General features: G+C 37.2%; 16 protein-coding genes and 2 pseudogenes. 13 read left to right on the forward strand and 5 right to left on the reverse strand.

From position 1 onward, the window contains the following. The first annotated feature begins 279 nt into the window (after positions 1-279). On the forward strand, positions 280-1,083 hold the full coding sequence (locus F7731_RS21255) for a YheC/YheD family protein (RefSeq protein ID WP_151536813.1): 804 nt from the start codon (positions 280-282) through the stop codon (positions 1,081-1,083). 228 nt (positions 1,084-1,311) lie between these two features. Here the strand turns inward: F7731_RS21255 and F7731_RS21260 are convergent, their stop codons facing one another. Both F7731_RS21260 and F7731_RS21265 read right to left on the reverse strand, forming a co-directional pair. Further along, the gene (locus tag F7731_RS21260; protein ID WP_151536814.1) at positions 1,312-2,304 is read right to left on the reverse strand and encodes a C40 family peptidase; all 993 of its coding nucleotides are present in this window, start codon (positions 2,302-2,304) and stop codon (positions 1,312-1,314) included. A gap of 243 nt (positions 2,305-2,547) precedes the next feature. Then, positions 2,548-3,948, reverse strand: a complete 1,401-nt coding sequence (locus F7731_RS21265; RefSeq protein ID WP_170289767.1) for a UDP-N-acetylmuramoyl-tripeptide--D-alanyl-D-alanine ligase — start codon at positions 3,946-3,948, stop codon at positions 2,548-2,550. Positions 3,949-4,259: 311 nt separating this feature from the next. Between F7731_RS21265 and F7731_RS21270 the strand changes: the two genes are divergently transcribed. The 7 genes and pseudogenes from F7731_RS21270 to F7731_RS21295 all read left to right on the forward strand — a co-directional run bounded on the left by F7731_RS21270 (position 4,260) and on the right by F7731_RS21295 (position 9,539). Next, complete coding sequence (locus tag F7731_RS21270; RefSeq protein ID WP_151536816.1) at positions 4,260-4,760, forward strand: low molecular weight protein-tyrosine-phosphatase; 501 nt, start codon at positions 4,260-4,262, stop codon at positions 4,758-4,760. Further along, a complete protein-coding gene (locus F7731_RS27125) occupies positions 4,761-4,895 on the forward strand; it encodes a hypothetical protein (RefSeq protein ID WP_281352584.1) in 135 nt (44 codons plus the stop codon). Positions 4,896-5,034: 139 nt separating this feature from the next. Beyond that, positions 5,035-5,163 (forward strand): annotated as a pseudogene (locus F7731_RS21275) (transposase); the annotation flags it as partial. 197 nt (positions 5,164-5,360) lie between these two features. Further along, positions 5,361-6,674 carry a BC_2427 family protein gene (locus F7731_RS21280; protein ID WP_151536817.1) on the forward strand — a complete coding sequence of 438 codons (1,314 nt, stop codon included), beginning with the start codon at positions 5,361-5,363 and terminating at the stop codon, positions 6,672-6,674. Positions 6,675-6,866: 192 nt separating this feature from the next. Then, positions 6,867-7,592, forward strand: coding sequence for a CsxC family protein (locus tag F7731_RS21285; protein ID WP_151536818.1), 726 nt, complete (start codon positions 6,867-6,869; stop codon positions 7,590-7,592). 262 nt (positions 7,593-7,854) lie between these two features. Beyond that, complete coding sequence (locus tag F7731_RS21290) at positions 7,855-8,583, forward strand: CsxC family protein (protein WP_151536819.1); 729 nt, start codon at positions 7,855-7,857, stop codon at positions 8,581-8,583. Positions 8,584-8,765: 182 nt separating this feature from the next. Next, on the forward strand, positions 8,766-9,539 hold the full coding sequence (locus tag F7731_RS21295; protein WP_170289768.1) for a YheC/YheD family protein: 774 nt from the start codon (positions 8,766-8,768) through the stop codon (positions 9,537-9,539). A gap of 399 nt (positions 9,540-9,938) precedes the next feature. Here F7731_RS21295 and F7731_RS26950 read toward each other — a convergent pair. Continuing rightward, positions 9,939-10,210: pseudogene (locus F7731_RS26950) on the reverse strand (thiamine pyrophosphate-dependent enzyme); the annotation flags it as partial. A gap of 21 nt (positions 10,211-10,231) precedes the next feature. Between F7731_RS26950 and F7731_RS27355 the strand changes: the two are divergent. Next, on the forward strand, positions 10,232-10,459 hold the full coding sequence (locus F7731_RS27355; RefSeq protein ID WP_170289769.1) for a DUF4183 domain-containing protein: 228 nt from the start codon (positions 10,232-10,234) through the stop codon (positions 10,457-10,459). A gap of 71 nt (positions 10,460-10,530) precedes the next feature. Here F7731_RS27355 and F7731_RS21305 read toward each other — a convergent pair whose 3' ends face one another. Together F7731_RS21305 and F7731_RS21310 are read right to left on the reverse strand one after the other, a co-directional pair. Next, positions 10,531-11,055, reverse strand: a complete 525-nt coding sequence (locus F7731_RS21305; RefSeq protein WP_151536821.1) for a YbaK/EbsC family protein — start codon at positions 11,053-11,055, stop codon at positions 10,531-10,533. Between the two features lie 470 nt (positions 11,056-11,525). Further along, on the reverse strand, positions 11,526-12,674 hold the full coding sequence (locus F7731_RS21310; RefSeq protein WP_151536822.1) for an acyl-CoA dehydrogenase family protein: 1,149 nt from the start codon (positions 12,672-12,674) through the stop codon (positions 11,526-11,528). Positions 12,675-13,429: 755 nt separating this feature from the next. Between F7731_RS21310 and F7731_RS21315 the strand changes: the two genes are divergently transcribed. From F7731_RS21315 to F7731_RS21330, 4 genes are all read left to right on the forward strand, one after another. Then, positions 13,430-14,182, forward strand: coding sequence for an amino acid ABC transporter ATP-binding protein (locus F7731_RS21315; protein WP_151536823.1), 753 nt, complete (start codon positions 13,430-13,432; stop codon positions 14,180-14,182). Positions 14,183-14,388: 206 nt separating this feature from the next. After that, on the forward strand, positions 14,389-15,231 hold the full coding sequence (locus tag F7731_RS21320) for a transporter substrate-binding domain-containing protein (protein ID WP_151536824.1): 843 nt from the start codon (positions 14,389-14,391) through the stop codon (positions 15,229-15,231). A 76-nt stretch (positions 15,232-15,307) separates the two neighbouring features. After that, positions 15,308-16,006: an amino acid ABC transporter permease gene (locus tag F7731_RS21325; protein WP_212031229.1), complete on the forward strand. Its 699-nt coding sequence runs from the start codon at positions 15,308-15,310 to the stop codon at positions 16,004-16,006. Positions 16,007-16,361: 355 nt separating this feature from the next. Next, entirely contained in the window at positions 16,362-17,087 is a 726-nt protein-coding gene (locus F7731_RS21330; protein WP_151536825.1) for an amino acid ABC transporter permease, read from the forward strand. Positions 17,088-17,327: the final 240 nt, after the last annotated feature.

Genomic DNA, 17,327 nt, shown 5'->3' on the forward strand with positions numbered 1-17,327 from the left:
CAAATGATCCACACCAACTACAATTTAATTAAATCAACTCGATATATATATATATATATTTATGAGACTTTTTTATTTTTGTATGGTTATCTATCCTAAATCAATCTAGTAATAAACAAAAAGCAGCGTTTGTATGGGGTGGATCATTTTAAAAATGCCTTAAAAACAAGCTCATTAGTTATTAGTACAAGCAATGTTAGTCTATTGAACATAGATTGTTAATAAAGAAAGGAGTGAACATATCTTAAGTAATCCCCCTTACAATATTCAAAAGGGGATATGGCAAAAACAAATGAGGTGTATTTATTGCAGGAACGACTAAGGAAATGGAAACAATATGTACTTTTAGGTGAACACCCCTTAATCTCAAAGCACCTCCCAGAAACAAAGCTTTATACGACCGAAAACCTATCTGATTTACTAGAACGTTATGAATATGTCTATTTAAAAAATAATAGAGGTGGTCGAGGGAAAGGGATTTATAAGGTAATTAAAAGTAACGATGGGCTCTATTGCTTTAACGGCTACCCCCTAAGTGGTAAAAAAATCAAAAAGTGCGTAGGCAATATTGAAGATTTCCACCCTGTACTACATCCAATGGATAGATTTGGAGGATATATTGTTCAGGAGGGTATTCAGAGCTTCACTCCAGATGGGCATCCGCTAGCCATTCGCGTTCATGTTCAGACCCTAAATGGGAAATGGCTCGTTGGAGGAATGTACGGAATGATTGCAATGGTAAATACAATGAAAAATGGGGTCATTAATAGAATGCGCGGGGCGCACGTTATGACGATCGATGAATTGTTATCGGTACATTTGAAGTTAGATGAAACAGTGAAGAATGAAATAATTAATAGTCTAGAGAAAATTTCCATTTTAGCAGCTGAAGTGGTATCATCAGAATTTTCAGATATAGAATTCGGAGTTGATTTTGGTATCAGTCAAAGTGGAAATCCAATTATATTTGAAATAAATACAAGCCCAGCGGTCGGCCTTTTTTCCAAGATTGAAAATGGGGAAATGGGGAAACGAATTAAATCTATTCGGAAAAGGCATAAAAAAAATCAAATCGACAGTTAGGCTGATCTTTTTATTTTTTTGCATTCAGTCAATGTCATAATGGATTAACCAAACCGAAAAGCGAATAATTTTACAACAGTTTAGCATTGCTCATAAATGATCCTGTATGGCGGATTTTCTAAAGGAATTAAAAAAGAAGCATTCGCAGCCATTTAGCAAACGAATGCTTCTTGTATCTTTTCTAAATGGACACGAGTGATCCAAACCTACGTATTTCAGTTTTTTCTATTAAAACACGCGCTTTGCATACATATATTGGCTGTTATAATAATCGGATAAAAGAACCCTCGAACTAATTCCATCTGAGCTTGGCACAATAATGCGTTGTTCACCTGCATAAATGGCTACCCTAGTCGGTGTACTAGAACCTGCTGTACTATTAAGGAAAATTAGATCACCTTTTTTTAATTTAGAACGCGATACTGTTGTACCTAATTTTGATAGGTCTTTTACTGAAGTTTTTCCTCCTAAGTTAACACCATTTAATTTGTAAATATAGTTAACGTAACCCACGCCAGTAAACTTCATGTTTCTTTCATCATTAATACTGCCCATTTTTACTTTGTTCATTAAATTATAGGCATTCTCAACAATTTTATCCGCTTTCGTTGCTGGATTAGACGGCATTAAAGATGGCAGAACTCTTCGGGCACTCATATAATTATCTCTATAGAAGGATGTACTGTTTAGATCAGAAATCGCAATATTCAGTTTAAAATTTGCCATATGAAGTATTTTATTATCTCCAATATATATCCCTACATGGCTTGGAACGGTTGCTTTAGGTGAACTTCCAAAGAAAACTAAATCGCCTTTTTGCAGTTGATTTCTTGGAACATACGTCCCTTGCTTAATCATATAATCCTCATCACGACTTCCTAGATCTATACCATTACTTTCAAAAATATACGCCATGAACGATGCACATCTAAACTGGAGTTTTTCATAGTTATATTTTGAGGCATATGTCGCTTTCCCTATTAAACTCTTACCAAAATTAATAATTTGATCAGCCTTAGCATCCACAGCTTTTTGGTTATTATAAACATTAGTCGTTGCTGCTGAGGCTTTTATCGGATTAATTATGGAAGAAACTGCTCCCAGAGAATCAGATGCAACTGCTGACGGGTTTTGCTTGACTTCCGCCAACCCAGGAATGACTCCTAAGGAACTAAATCCAAGTGTGAGTGCAAGTGTTGTTGTAACCAAACGTTTATTCATATGTTACCTCCTGATGCTTTTTTTATGGCTCGCACCGATTGTAACACGGAAATGAAATTGGCCTTTATGTCAAAACCTTCCAACAGGAATATTACATCTGATCCGACCCTGTCCTTAAAGGGATATCCTTTGTTTTTTACAATTTGGTTACAACTAAAGTAACATTGGAATCCTGCGAAAAAAAACATATTTTTCAAATCAAAAAGACAAACCAATCGGTCTGCCTTTTTGCAGTCCCTATATTTATCTAAACAAATGAATGAGAGGTTCTAAATCACAATAAGTAACTGAGGCTTTGAAGATAACGATTGATTTAGGCGGTACAATTTTGGGCAAGTCCTTTTTCGCTTCATCAACATTTGTATAGTAAGATAATTTATCAGGGGAGATGCCCTTTGCTTTAGCTCCAAGACAATATTCTTTCGCCCATTTTCCGATCGCTACCAATTTTCCAATCGTTAAATCGCCGATTTTTTCCCCTATTCGATAATGGACTTTTCTGGCGTATTCTTCATTCGTACGAGGGTTTTCCATATCTCCTAAAACAAGAATAATCGGTCGTTTAGGCAAATATGGGACTTGGCTTAATAACAGGTTTGTGGAATCTGGATTAGCATTGAAATTATCATGAATGACCGTAACTTCATTTGGGCAAGAAAGAACTTGCAGCCGTCCCTTTATTGGAGAAAATCGAGCAATCCCTTGTTGAATCTTCTTAATTGGTACTTGGAGCTCTAACCCTACGGCAATCGCCGCTAATGCATTTGTGATATTATAACTGCCAAATGTATTCATCATACAGTCAAACTTAAAGTCTTTTCCCTTTACAGTAAAGAAACTTTGAAAATTTTTGTAATAGACATTTGTTGCTCGAATCGTATTTCCTTTAGAAAAACCAAAAGTAATAATTTTTCCAGGGTACTTTATTCTTTTTATATATTCCGCACAGTTAGTATCATCTCCATTTATTACAAGGGTACCATTTGGAGATAATTGCTCAACCATTTCTGCCTTTGCTTTGATTATATTTTCAATTGTACCTAGTTTATTTAAATGTGCCCGGTGAATGCATGTAACCACTCCAATTTGAGGTTGAATCATTTGGCTGGATAATCTCATAATACCAAACCCCTGCATTCCAACTTCTAGAACAGCCGCTTCATGTTTTTTTTCTAATTTCGATAGGTTAAATGCGACCCCATCAGGAGAATTATAATTACCTACACCTACTAAAGTAGAATATTCCTGTTTAAGCACGCTACCGATTAATCCCTTCGTAGTTGTTTTTCCTGAGCTTCCAATCACCTGTGTAATAGGAATAGAAAATTGTCTGCGGTATAGTCTAGCCAGATTTCGAAATGCCTTTTTTCTATTATTTACTTCAAGAACGCCAATTCCTGCTTGAGCAAATTTATCGATTTGGAATTTGTGCTCTCTGCTAATGACGATGCCAGTGGCATGTCCCTTAACTAAACTTTGAATCAGTTTGTCCTCATCTAGATCGTGAGGAAATATGAATACTAGACTAAAGGGAGTAGGGTTTTTATGATTATTCGTAAAACTTTTAATGGCTTGATTGGTTTGCCAACTTGCAATTTTATACCAAAAGGCTTTTGATATTTCTTCAAGGGTTAAATTACGCACTAACACTTACTCCTTTCTGACTTTTCTGTTTTCATAGTATGTTTTTAAAAAAATATTGATTTAGGGATAAGAACCAATTTATTCAAAAAAAGCGATACTAGTCTATTTTTCAATAAACATTTTATAGCTCCAAACATACGATATTATGTGTCTTTCCATTTCTGTGTAAATAATAAATTGTCGGCAGCCTATGCAAAATCTCTCCTTGATATACGAAGTAAGTACCAGCGCAGTGAAAGTTGGCTGACCGGGATTTACGTACCGGGTTGTGAGCAGACACTCATGAATGTTTTAGTAGAAAGGAGTATGAAATGAATAAAGTACTATTTATTTGTAAAGCGAATATCAATCGGTCGCCAATGGCCGAGGCCATATTTTGTCAGTTACTAAAAACGAAAGGACTAGACGAAAAATTTACTGTAGATTCAGCAGCTACCAACAAATCTCATATAGGACAGCGACCATTTCGATCTACACGTAAGTTTCTAGACAAAATGCATATTCCCTATGAGTGGATTCGTTCGCGTCAAGTTACTAAAAATGATCTTGATTCCTTTGATTATATTGTTGTGATGGATCAAGAAAATTTAAGTGTGTTATCAAATCGTTTTGGACAAGTTAGGAAAGTCCAATTTTTACTCGATTATCTTCCTGAAGTGAAAGATAAAAATGTCCCTGACCCTTCATTGACAGGCAACCACATGGAGACTTATAACTTACTATTGAAAAGCTGCGAAAAGTTGCTGCTTCACATTATAAAATGTGAGGGGTTAGACAGGGATAATGGAAATGCTAAGGAAATAGGAGGCTAAATGAATAAATTAAAACTTCTATTTATTACTCGTGATTTTAGTCAATATGTTGAACGGAATACATTTTATTTAGCGAATGAATTACGTAAATGGGTAGATGTAATAGAGTGGTTCGAACCTGGGGATATCAGCTAGTTTCCTATATTAGAAAAATACTAGATGATAACGCTTATTATTACGCATGGCAAAAGGGGACGGGAAGAGACTAGTGAAATCACATACTAATGATTATCGTGCTTTACTTCATTCTCGAATGTACAAGCATGTTTCGTGAGACAGTGGTTTTGCCGTCCCCGCTTTATATGATTTGTGTGAAAAAGAATTTGTTTATTACATTATTCGACTACAGTCTAATGCTCAACTTCAACAGATTGCGGAAGAATCCCATCCTTCCTCTATACCTTCAATGATCGGGGATCAAGGTTCATGAATCATTGCGATATCATTTATTTTAATAACTTGGATGGAGATCAAGCACAATGACAATTGTACATATTGTGAATCCTTGTTTTTGAATTTCTTGGTATTGTACAGGAACAAACGCGGAAATAATGCATAAATAAATACAGTGACGTTGGTTTGATTTGGGAGTGAAATGGTATGAAGACTCCATGGATAGACTATGAGAAGATGCAGCAACTAAGGACAAAACAAAGTTCTCACTATATTCAACGTATTTATCAAGAGAGCGCAGAAGAGTCTAATGATATTTACGATTCTGATACTGAACGAAGCAGTGTTGATGCAGTTGAAACATATACAGATGCTGAGCTTGATTCCCAAGTTGGTGAGGATTCTGTATCCGATCATTTTATTGAAATGATCAATCCTGCTGATTTGGAGGATGATTTTCAAACTACCCATGCCGATGAAACAAATGATGTGCCTCATCCCGAGTATGCTATTGAACCTGCTAATCCTGTTGAATCCAATTCTGAAAAAGATAAAAGTGATCATTCAGATGGTACTTATAATCTCAGTGAATTATCTATTGATACGGATGATGAGCTTGTTTCCTACGATGATGAGCCTCAAAGTGATTCACCTTTTGAACTTGCGGATCATTCTGAATCCAAATTTGACGTTGAAATGAATACTTTTCCTGACACAGAGAATGAATATGAAACCGATTCTTCGGATCATTTAGATGAGTCTTATAATGGTGGAATCATATCTTGTAAGACTATAAAAACTCCATTCTCTACTTTTGTAGAAATTAATGATTTTCTTCATCCCCCTATTTTTTGGGGTTCAGTACAAAACACATTTGAATTTCTTGATCTAAACAATAAACAAGTCCCTCAATCAGATACAATGCTATTCAATACGACAACCCATTATCCTGAACAGCCTTATTGTCATTTATTTTGTTCTAAAATTCATGAAAGTATATTTTTATCAGCAGCCACTGATCATCCTTATGGTACAAATAATAAAAATATACAAAATAAAGCAGTTGCGAATCCGATACATGACTCTTCAGTTACGTCTACAGAAAAGGCAGATCATACATCAAATCCTTCGCATCATTTCATAAATATTAGAGTTCCAGTTGTCGTAGGAGAATATACGATTGAGATTCCCTTGGAAGAAGACATCATGTTTGAAAAAAAGATTATGAGGATTAATGAAATCTCAAAAGAGGTCGTACTGACAGATTACAAATTCGTACCTACTCAAATGAATCAATCATTAGATAATGGGACATGTACAGCATTAAAAGGAAATTTATTTATCGAAGGATATATCCATCAAAACATTGAGTATACTGCAGAAGACTCCATCCAAAATGAGTCAGGAACTGATTTTTATCACTTACACCAAAAAATAGTATTGAATTTAATCGTTCATCTACTACAAGTCCAACAAGTTCGAATTAGCTGTGATGGTTCTAAGATCCTAAAAGATAAATGAACTAATATAAGCGTAAAGTAATCTCCACCTTCCAGGATGGGGATTATTTTATTTCTGGAGAAAATTAAATGGCGGTATGCACTTTTTTTATTTAAAAGATATGTACCTAGGGTTATACCCAGGCTGAATAATTAATGATGCATATAGTATTATCGTGTAATTCAAAAAATTAATTAATAGGGAGGATTTTTTATGAGTTCCGAACAACCTTGTCCTGTGCCTTCTACAGAGCAAATACCATTAACCGTTGAACCCACCACAATTATTTCCCAAGGAGCTAGACCTACCATTAAAGTTCCGGTTGTACTTGCTGAGCCAACGCTGCAAATCGTTGTAGAATCAACTATTACACTTAACCCAGCAGCAACTGAGATTAAAAGAGTGGCAAAAAATGTTTTTTTAGAACAAGTTAAACTTGTCCCTGTCGCATTTACGCGAATTGACGGTACTGACTTTTTCAAAATCACAAGAGGTAAGTTATTTGTAGCGGGACATATTCGTAAAAATATTGAATATGCTACAAAAGGATGTAATAGAAAGCTTCGAGATAGAATTGCGGATGTTCCGTTTTCCGGTTTTGCTGACATTACAACATTTCTAACCCCACCAATAATAGGTGTTTCTGAAGATAGCAAAGCTGCTTTCCTTAATGAGCAAAACGGCCTAGTCCCACGCTTAGATAAATTTTTCTTTCAAAATCTTGTCAAATATAATGAACAACCATTCGGTGAGTTAGTAGCTGCCAACTTCTTTGAAGTTGATTTTTCACCAGTTACGGTACAGCCTGAGGAACCGTTTAGCACACTAACCGAAAAAATCGTTCTAGACCTTACTGTAAAAGTATTACAAACTCAACAGTTAAAATTTTCTGCTACACAACAAATTACTAGTCCTCCTCAAGGTACTGTTGGTTCTTAAAAGGTTTCTCAAAAAAAATTAGAATTTTATACAATTTGGTATTAAAAGGTCAGCCGGGTTTTTCCGGTTGGCCATTTTTTATATGGAATTAAATAAAATTTCGGAAAAAAACTAAACTAATTTACATTCAGAAAATCATTCTTGCTTTGTTTTAAAAATTTACCAGTATATGAGACACCAACCCAAGCTCACAAATTAATGCCGCATATTGTATTAATGTAGTCAGTGAAAGACCTAAAAAAATAACGAGGAGATGATTTACATGGCCGATCAAGATCTGCCTTGTCCAGTAACTTCGACGGAACAATTACCATTAACCGTTGAACCGACTCAAATAATTTCTCTAGAAGCTACACCAACCATTAAGGTTCCCGTTGTACTAGCGGAACCAACGCTGCAAATTGTTTTAGAATCAACTATTACTCTTAACCCAGCAGCAACTGAGATTAAAAGAGTAGTAAAAAACGTCTTTTTAAATCAAGTAAAACTTGTGCCTGTCGCATTTAAACCTATTCACGGCACTGACTTTTTCAAAGTAACAAGAGCTAAGTTATTTGTAGCAGGACATATTCGTAAAAATATTGAATATGCTTCAGCCGAGTGTAATGGAGCACTTCAAGATAGGATTGCGGATGTCCCATTTTCTGGATTTGCTGACATTAAAACATTTTTAACTAAGCCAATTCTAGGTGTTTCTGAAGATAGTAAAACGGCTTTCCTTAATGAGCAAAACGGCCTAGTCCCTCGCTTGGATAAGTTTTTCTTTCAAAATCTTGTCAAATATAATGAACAACCATTCGGTGAGTTAGTCGCAGCCAATTTCTTTGAAGTTGATTTTTCACCAGTTATAACAAGTCCTGAGGGATCGTTTAGCACAATAACTGAAAAAATTGTTCTAGACCTTACTGTAAAAGTATTACAAACCCAACAATTAAAATTGAATGCTACACAACAAATTACTGTTCCTCCTCAAGGTACTGTTGGGTCTTAAAAGGTCTTTCACTAATATTAAAAATATGAAGGTCAACTGGATTTCAATGGTTGACCTTCTTCTATATTAGATTAGGGTCTTTGATCTCTTCAATCCAAGGAATTCTTCTCCCTCTACCCACACGAAGATAAAGCTAAAGGCATATCATAAAGAAAAATAATATGACCAATGAGGTGTATTTCTTGAGCCATTCACTAGGGAAGTGGAAGCAAAGTGTATTGTTGCGCCAGAGTCCTTTAACAGCTAAAAACATTCCAGAAACGAATATATACAATCTTGGAAATCTATTAGATTTTATGAGTCGTTATGACTTTGTTTATGTTAAACACTCAGCTGCTGGACAAGGGAGGGGAATCTTTAAAATATACAAAACAAAAGATGGAAGCAATTTTTTTAGCGGTTTTACCCTTAAAGGCGAACCAATCAAACAATCTATTGCAGCGATTGAGGATTTTCACCAAATTTTACATCCCTTTGAGAAATTTGGTCATAAAAGTAACTATATTATACAGGAAGGGATCAAGAGTATGGCTCTGAATGGACAACCGTTTTGCATTCGGTCTCATGTTCAGAATCTAAATGGGAAATGGGTTATTGGTGGAATGTTTGGAAAGATTGGTCTAGCAGAAACCAAGGATCATGGCATTGCCAATACCCATCAAGGTGCTCAAGTCATGTCGATGGATGAATTGTTATCGATTCATTTGCAGATGGATGATACTAAAAAAGATAATGTTATGGATTCTTTAATGGACGTTTCTATTTCGGCTGCTATAATAATCGCATCCCAATTTCCTCGTAGAGAATATGGGATTGATATTGGGCTAAATAGTCATGGAAAACCTATCATATTTGAAGTGAATATGACTCCGAGAATCGACGGATTTGCCCTCATTGAAGATAAGGCCCTTTGGAAACGAATTAAGGAAATTCGGAAATTACAAAATGAGGACTGATCCTTAATGGTAAGGTAATATTAATCGATCAGGGAATTATGAAAAGAAGCATCACCGTAATATTGGCAGTATGGTTGCAAAAAAAAATATACACACCTTAATTATGATTGGGGATAAAGCTGAGAAAAAGCTAGACAAGCAATTCGAAACGGAACAAAAGTGAAGGTCCAAATGTTTAAGGATGTCAACGGGATCAAAGATATTTTGGATCCGACCTTTGATAAAAAGGCAATTTAGCTTATAAAAGGACCGATGTCAAGTCGTTCAATGATTGATTTAGCTGAGAATTTAAAAGTAAAATGACAAAACCTCCCTTAGCTATTTTGAGGGAGGTAATTTGTTCATTCATATATAGTGCAAACGAGCATCCCATTGAAATCATACGTTTTACTTTCAGGTTTACTTTTGCTGTATAAATTTTTGTAAACGTACTTTAACTTCACAAGGGGTAATTTTTGGATGTCCAAGCTTTTGTTTAAATCCTTTGGCGATCTTTAAATAAAAAAAGTCAGCCCCTTTGTTTGTTTCCATTCTTGAATGCCTTTCTCAAGCTCTGCCAAGCTATGAATATAGTATGAGTTTTCGTACCCACAGGCTGCCACGATATCGACAAAGATTACATTGTGAGAAACCGTTCTTTGTCCTCCAGTTGAATCATGACTTTCGTTGTCTGATTTCTTTCAATCCACTTATTGACTCCCTCAATATGTGTCTTTGCCACGCTAAAATCTGGAGATAGTGGAACATCATTAGACATTCCCGCAGCTAGTTTCATCTTAGACGATGGAAATCATACGACAGCACTTCCTAAATTATCTTCTGGAAACAGCTACTATCATGTATTTAATAACGGTGTTTTTCAACCACCAATCGTTTATACGGTGACAAAAGGGTTTCTAACCATACTAATCTCATCCTAAGTGTGAAACAAGATGTTTGAGGCGGGAACCCACTTCAAACATCTTTTGTAAGGAATTTAAAGTTGTTCGTTTCAAGTTTGATCATTTATTGTTCCGACTGTTTCTTTTACTTGAGCGTCCTCAGGCGTCCAGCTTTTACATACATCCACCCATTCCTTTGCGGAAGAGTATTCTAATAATTCCTCACACGTTAACTCAATGGCCGAGTTTGTACTACCGCAGGCAGGAAAAACCGTCTTAAAGCGCTTCAAGGAAACATCTAAATAGACGTCTAGTTCATTCGCCAATCCGAATGGACAAACACCGCCTATCACATGACCCGTTTGCTCCACTACCTCTTCTGCGGAAAGCATTCGGGCTTTAAAGCCAAACGTTTCACGGAATTTCTTGTTATCAATTTTGGCATCCCCTGCTGCGACTACTAAAATGGCTTGATCGCCTTCCCCGCGAAACGATAAGGTTTTAGCAATACGAGCAGGAATGACGCCAATCGCTTCTGCTGCCATATCAACCGTTGCACTTGATACGTCAAACTCCATAATATCGGCTTCACGATTCCATTTTTCAAAATGATTCTTCACACTTTCTAAAGACATTTTTTTCTTCCTTTCTTTAACATGAATTAGGTAAAATCATAACACCCTTTAATACTGTAAAGCAAAAGGAATGATTTCATTTATTCAGAATTTACTTGCTCCTTTTTGTGGGAAATTTTAAAAAATCAATTACTAGACCACCACTACTTCAAAGTAGTTCTTTTTCTTTTTCTTTTTCTTTTTGTCCCCGTATCGTGAGACGTATCGTCTGAACCGAGATTGGAAAATTAAAAAAGAAGAATCAGCCTATGACTCGTATCTATTTCCTCATATATTTCCTCTCCCTTTCTTAAGATTTTCTCAAAAGTCGATACATCTTTTATATATGGAAAAGGTCAAAAAAGGACACCCTTTGTTTAAAAGTAGAATTTAAAACGATAAATATCGAAGCAACAATATAATATCGACATACTAAAAAGCAGTGCATTTCATTAGCAAAACGCACTGCTTTTATCGTTTTTTTATAGAGGCTATTTGTTCAATGCTGTTAAGGCAAGCTTCTGAATCGTGACATCATCCATTGGCGGATTGTGCAGACCCGCTCTCACATCCCGATAATATCTTTGCAGCGGATTTTTGCGCTGCAGGCTTTTTGCTCCCACGATCCTCATCGCTTTATCAACAATGGAAATGGCGGAATTCGTCACTGTATGCTTAACGGCGCCAAGCTCATTTGTGATATAGCTTCTACGCTGTTCGTCATCATACGCTTCCGCTGCACTATATAAAAAATGTCTTGCTTGCATAAGTTCAAGCTCGATTTGACCAATTAAATTTTGAACATTTGGCAGCTCGCTAATTGGTCCATTCAGGCTGTTTGGCGAGTATTCATTAGCAAATTGAATGGCATAATCCCGCGCTGCTTGAGCGATGCCGATGTAGCAGGCAGGAATATGAATCATCCAGCCATTTAACTGGGCGCCCCTTGGGCCATGATTGATTTCAACTAGCTTTGAGTTCGGGGCGACAACATTTTCGAGGACAAGATCATGGCTTTCTGTTCCCCTCATCGATATCACATCCCAAGTTTCTTCAATGCTCAGCCCCTCTAAATCTTTATGCAGAAGAAAGAAACCGATTGCTTTCTTCTCATCGACCCAAGCCGAAACAAGGAAATGCGTTAAAACCGGTGACATTGTTGTGAAGTTTTTTCTGCCTGAAATCACCCAATGGCCATCTTTTTTTACTGCAATCGTGCCAGGCCGGCCGCCTCTCGTTGGACTGCCTGTTTGTGCTTCACTTACGGCCCGATTAATTAATGCCCCTTTTTGAACCTCCTTTGCGAAAAGCTCTAGATTCTCATCATCCCAAAGCTTCTTTTCAAAAATCTCGCCAACGGCTCCCATATGCCAGCCAATAGATAGGGCTGTCGCTCCATCAAATCTTGCCAATGTTTCTTGAAGAAGAGCGAGATCATACGTTTTTAATCCTCCCCCGCCATAAGCAGATGGCAATGTAAGTTCTGTATAGCCCATTTCGATCAGTCTGCTGATATTTTCTTTTGGAAACTTAGAAAATTCATCATGATATTCAGATTTGCTTTTGAACTCTGCTTCTTGATCCTGCAGCTTTTGCAGCCAGTTTTTTTGTGTTTCATTTTTTATAAATAAATCTAACATTTTATCCCTGCTTTCTTACCGTTTTTATTTCAACTGCATTTTTTTATACCCCGTTAAAGGACAGCCTATGATGTTTTCACCTAATTAGTGTCCTTTAAAACTCGGTTAAAGGACAACCTTTCATGGATTTATCCAGTTAATGTCCTTTAAACCCGAGATAAAGGACAACCTTTCGTGGATTTATCCAGTTAATGTCCTTTAAACCACAGATAAAGGACAACCTTTCGTGGTTTTATCCAGTTGATGTCCTTTAAACCCCAGATAAAGGACAACCTTTCGTCGTTTTATCCAGTTAATGTCCTTTAAACTCCAGATATAGGACAACCTTCCGCGGTTTTATCCAGTTGATGTCCTTTAAACCCCAGATAAAGGACAACCTTTCGTGGTTTTATCCAGATGATGTCCTTTAAACCACAGATAAAGGACAACCTTTCGTCGTTTTATCCAGTTAATGTCCTTTAAACTCCATATATAGGACAACCTTTCGCGGTTTTATCCAGTTGATGTCCTTTAATTCAATAATTCCGATTATTCTTATTGGTTTTGATATTATCCAAATTCCCCCTATTCGTCAAGAAGTTTATCTTCTCAAGATACAACCTGTTTGTTAAAAAATTACTCCCAATTCCTACTTTACAGATAAGATTAATAATGTTAATATTTGGATTATAATATTTGAACATTCTAAACTTTGTTAACTCAATTTTTATTGTTAAAACAGTATGATCAATCATTTACATACAAGGAGGGGGAATATGATCGAGCTGAAAAACATCCATAAGCATTTTAAAACGAATCATGTATTAAAAGGGATTAACCTCGAAGTCAACAAAGGGGATGTTTTAGTCATTATTGGTCCAAGCGGATCAGGAAAGACGACCCTTCTCAGGTGTATTAACTATTTGGAGCGTCCTGATGAAGGCCAAATTAGTGTTGATGGATTTTCTGTGCAAGGGAAGCATCCCTCTAAGCACGATATCCTTACATTGAGAAGAAAAACAGCAATGGTTTTTCAGCATTACAATTTATTCAAGAACAAAACGGTGCTTGAGAACGTGATGGAAGGGCTTGTTGTTGCTAAGAAGATGACAAAATCAGAGGCTAAAGAGATTAGTCTAGCTTTACTTGAAAAAGTAGGCCTTGCGGAAAAAGTGAATGATTATCCTTCACAGCTTTCCGGCGGTCAACAGCAGCGAGTGGGAATTGCTCGTGCGCTTGCTTTGAATCCATCCGTGATTTTGTTTGATGAGCCTACTTCTGCTCTCGATCCAGAAATGGTAGGAGAAGTCCTTGCCATTATTAAACAAATTGCCAGTGAAGGAATCACCATGGTCATTGTTACACATGAAATCGATTTTGCCCGCGACGCGGCAAACCGGGTTGTCTTTATGGATGATGGCGTCATCGTTGAACAAGGGCATCCTCAGGAAGTACTTGTTCAGCCAAAACACGAGCGATTGAAGCAGTTTCTCAAAAGATTAGTTCGTGAACCAGAATATTTAATCTAACTTTATTCAGCCAGTAATCCCCATCTCTATAGGTGGTGAGTTGAATCAAATAGTTATCCAATTCGGTAGGGGGTTAAGCCCCTGCTGAATAAAGTTAAGCCTCCGGCGGATGCCTCAGATTTTTAGAGGAAATTATCGAGCGAGCTCGATAAAAATCTGGGCGCAAATACGCCAAGGCGAATTTGATTTTACAGGAGGTCATTCGCATGAAAGGATTATTTAAAACTGCCATTCTAGCATTTATGCTCATACTAGGCCTTGCTGGCTGCTCGCAAAGCACAAGCTCTGAAAAAGACGGAAAAAAAGTTGTCAAGGTTGCCTTAAGCGATGAAGTAAATCCCCCATTTTTATACACAGATGAGAACAATAATCCAATCGGATATGACATGGATTATATGAAGGAAATTGAAAAAAAGCTTCCGGAATATAAGTTCGAGTATCTCTTTGGGGAGGAAGAAGCGAATCTCGTTGGTGTCGATACTGGTAAATACACTTTCGCGATTAACTGGTTTTTTAAAAACCCTGAAAGACAAAAAAAGTTTCTTTTTCCTGAGCAGGAATTTGGCTATTCCCTAACATCGCTTGTGACAAAGAAAGATCGGAACGATGTTAAAACATTGGATGATATGGTAGGAAAAAAATTCCCTCCAATGGCACCAAGCGGAGGATTACGTACGATTCTTAATTCGTACAATGCGCAGCACCCTGATCATCCTTTAACACTTGAAACTATTGAGCACGCTTCTAATGCGGATAATCTGAAACGGGTGGCAGAAGGAAAGGCTGATGCCATTTTCCTAAATGTGACAACCTTCAATGAAATGCAGAAACAAATGAAGCTTAATTTAAAGGTTAGCGGCATTGTCTCAAAGGAACCAATTTGGGTTGTGTTCAATAAAAATGAAACTGAGCTAGCTCAGAAAATAGATAAAGCAACTGCAGAATTAATTGGGGACGGCACCCTTTCTAAGCTTTCCGAAAAATGGTTCGATGTCGACTTCTTTAAGGATCTTGACTATATCAATCAAGAAGGATTCAAATTCGAATAACAGTTTCATAGATTGACTCCGACAGCAGCTTTGGATGTCGGAGTCATTTTTTACAGGCGGTGAAAAAATAAAGATGATGAGTTCAAGTTTCTCTGATTGGCTGGATTTATTAATGAGGGTATTAAATAAGCTCCCTCTCACCTTACTTATGCTTGGTGTTTCACTATTTTTTTCTCTTATTATAGGTGTCATTGTTGCCATTGTTAGGGTACAAAAAAGACCGATTTCATATGCGATTGCAACCTTTTATTTGTCATTTATGCGCTGTACACCATTACTAGTTCAGTTATTTCTAGTCTATTTCGGATTGCCGCAGCTGTTGTTGCTTGTAAATATCGACATTAATGGCTGGGATCGCTTCGTGTTTGTTGTCATTGCCTTCTCGTTATATACGGGCGCGTATCTTTCCGAGGTTATTCGGTCTGCATACCTTGCCGTTGGAAAAGATCAACTAGAGGCGGCCTATAGTGTGGGCATGAGCTATTCACAAGCATTGCTGAGAATCATCCTGCCTCAGGCTTTTTTAGTGGCATTGCCAGACCTCGGAAACAATATCATCGAATTGCTTAAAGACACCTCCCTCGCCTTTACAATTGGCATCATTGATATTATGGGGCAGGTGCGGATTATTTTAGGAAATAACTACGGAATCGGCATGTTTGAAATTTATTTTACGATTTCACTCGTTTACTGGGGAACTTGTATTGTGATTGAGAATATGATCGGACTGTTGGAAAAAGGTTTGAAAAAAGGCCGTGTCAGTATTGCTGATTAATCGCAGATTAACGGGCAGTAAGACTCCCACCTCAAAACTTTAGATGAATCGGAGAAGTTTAGGTGGGAGATCAACTGCCCGTAAAGGCCCGACGACGGACACGATGTCCTAGTCAGGCGAAAGCCACAGGACAAGGAACCCTACGACAGCTATACATCGCACGACCAAAAGCAGAGCTTTTGGGAGGAAGTGGCGCTTTGAGCGTGATAAGTTCAACTAACATTCAGTGGGGGATGAAGGTCGACTAAGATAACGCCACGGCCTAATGTCTTCGTCGGCACTAGCACGTCCTGTGCATTGGAACCCCCCACTGAATGAAGTTTCACTATATATTCCTTAAGGGTAGTGATCTCTCTTGTCTATTATCGACTTTGAATTTGCGTGGAGGCATTTTCCTGAAGTATTAAAAGGTGTGCCTGTGACTCTGCTAATAGCAGTGATTTCAATGATTCTCGGAATCATCTTCGGCCTTATTATTGCCTTATGCCGAATTTATAAAGTGCCCATCGTCAATCGAATCGTAGTCGTGTATGTCTCCTTTATTAGAGGAGTCCCGATGATTGTGCTTCTTTTCGTATTGTTTTACGGGATTCCCGCTTTGTTTGATTTAATAAATAAACAGCTCGGCTGGAGCCTAGATGCCGATCAAATTTCACCAGTCATTTATGCCATGATTGCCTATACGCTAAATACGGCCGCTTACCAATCTGAAATTTTTCGCGCGTCCATCAATGCCACACATTCTGGGCAAATGGAAGCTGCCTATTCGGTCGGCATGACAACAGCACAAGCTTTGCGAAGAATTATTCTTCCGCAAGCACTAGTCCTATCCCTTCCGAATTTAGGTAATACTTTTATTGGCCTTATTAAAGCGACCTCGCTCGCTTTTGCAGTGAAAGTGATTGAAATCATGGGCACGGCTAAAATAATCGCTAATGACGGATATAAATATTTGGAAATGTATTTAGTAGCCGCTGTCATTTACTGGATGCTCTGCTTCGTGTTTGAAGTTCTTTTTGCACAGCTCGAAAGGAAAATGAGGCGGTATGAAGCGAGGATGGATGAGGGGCAGTCGGCTTAAAGAGCTAAGAAACTGCAGATTTTGTGATAGAAATTTTTTGAGTAAGCTAATTTTTTGAGTAAGCTATTTTTTTGAGTAAGCTAATTTTTTGAGTAACGATAAAGCCCAATTTCTCCATTTGAACTGCACCCCAATTATTAGACACAAAATCTAATAATTGGGGTGTATTTTTATGTCTAAATTTACTTTAGAAGAAATAAATGAAGCTGTTGAACATTATTTTAATGGTAAAGAAACTGC

The sequence above is a fragment of the Cytobacillus depressus genome, from assembly GCF_008923245.1.
Taxonomy (GTDB): Bacteria; Bacillota; Bacilli; order Bacillales; family Cytobacillaceae; genus Cytobacillus; species Cytobacillus depressus.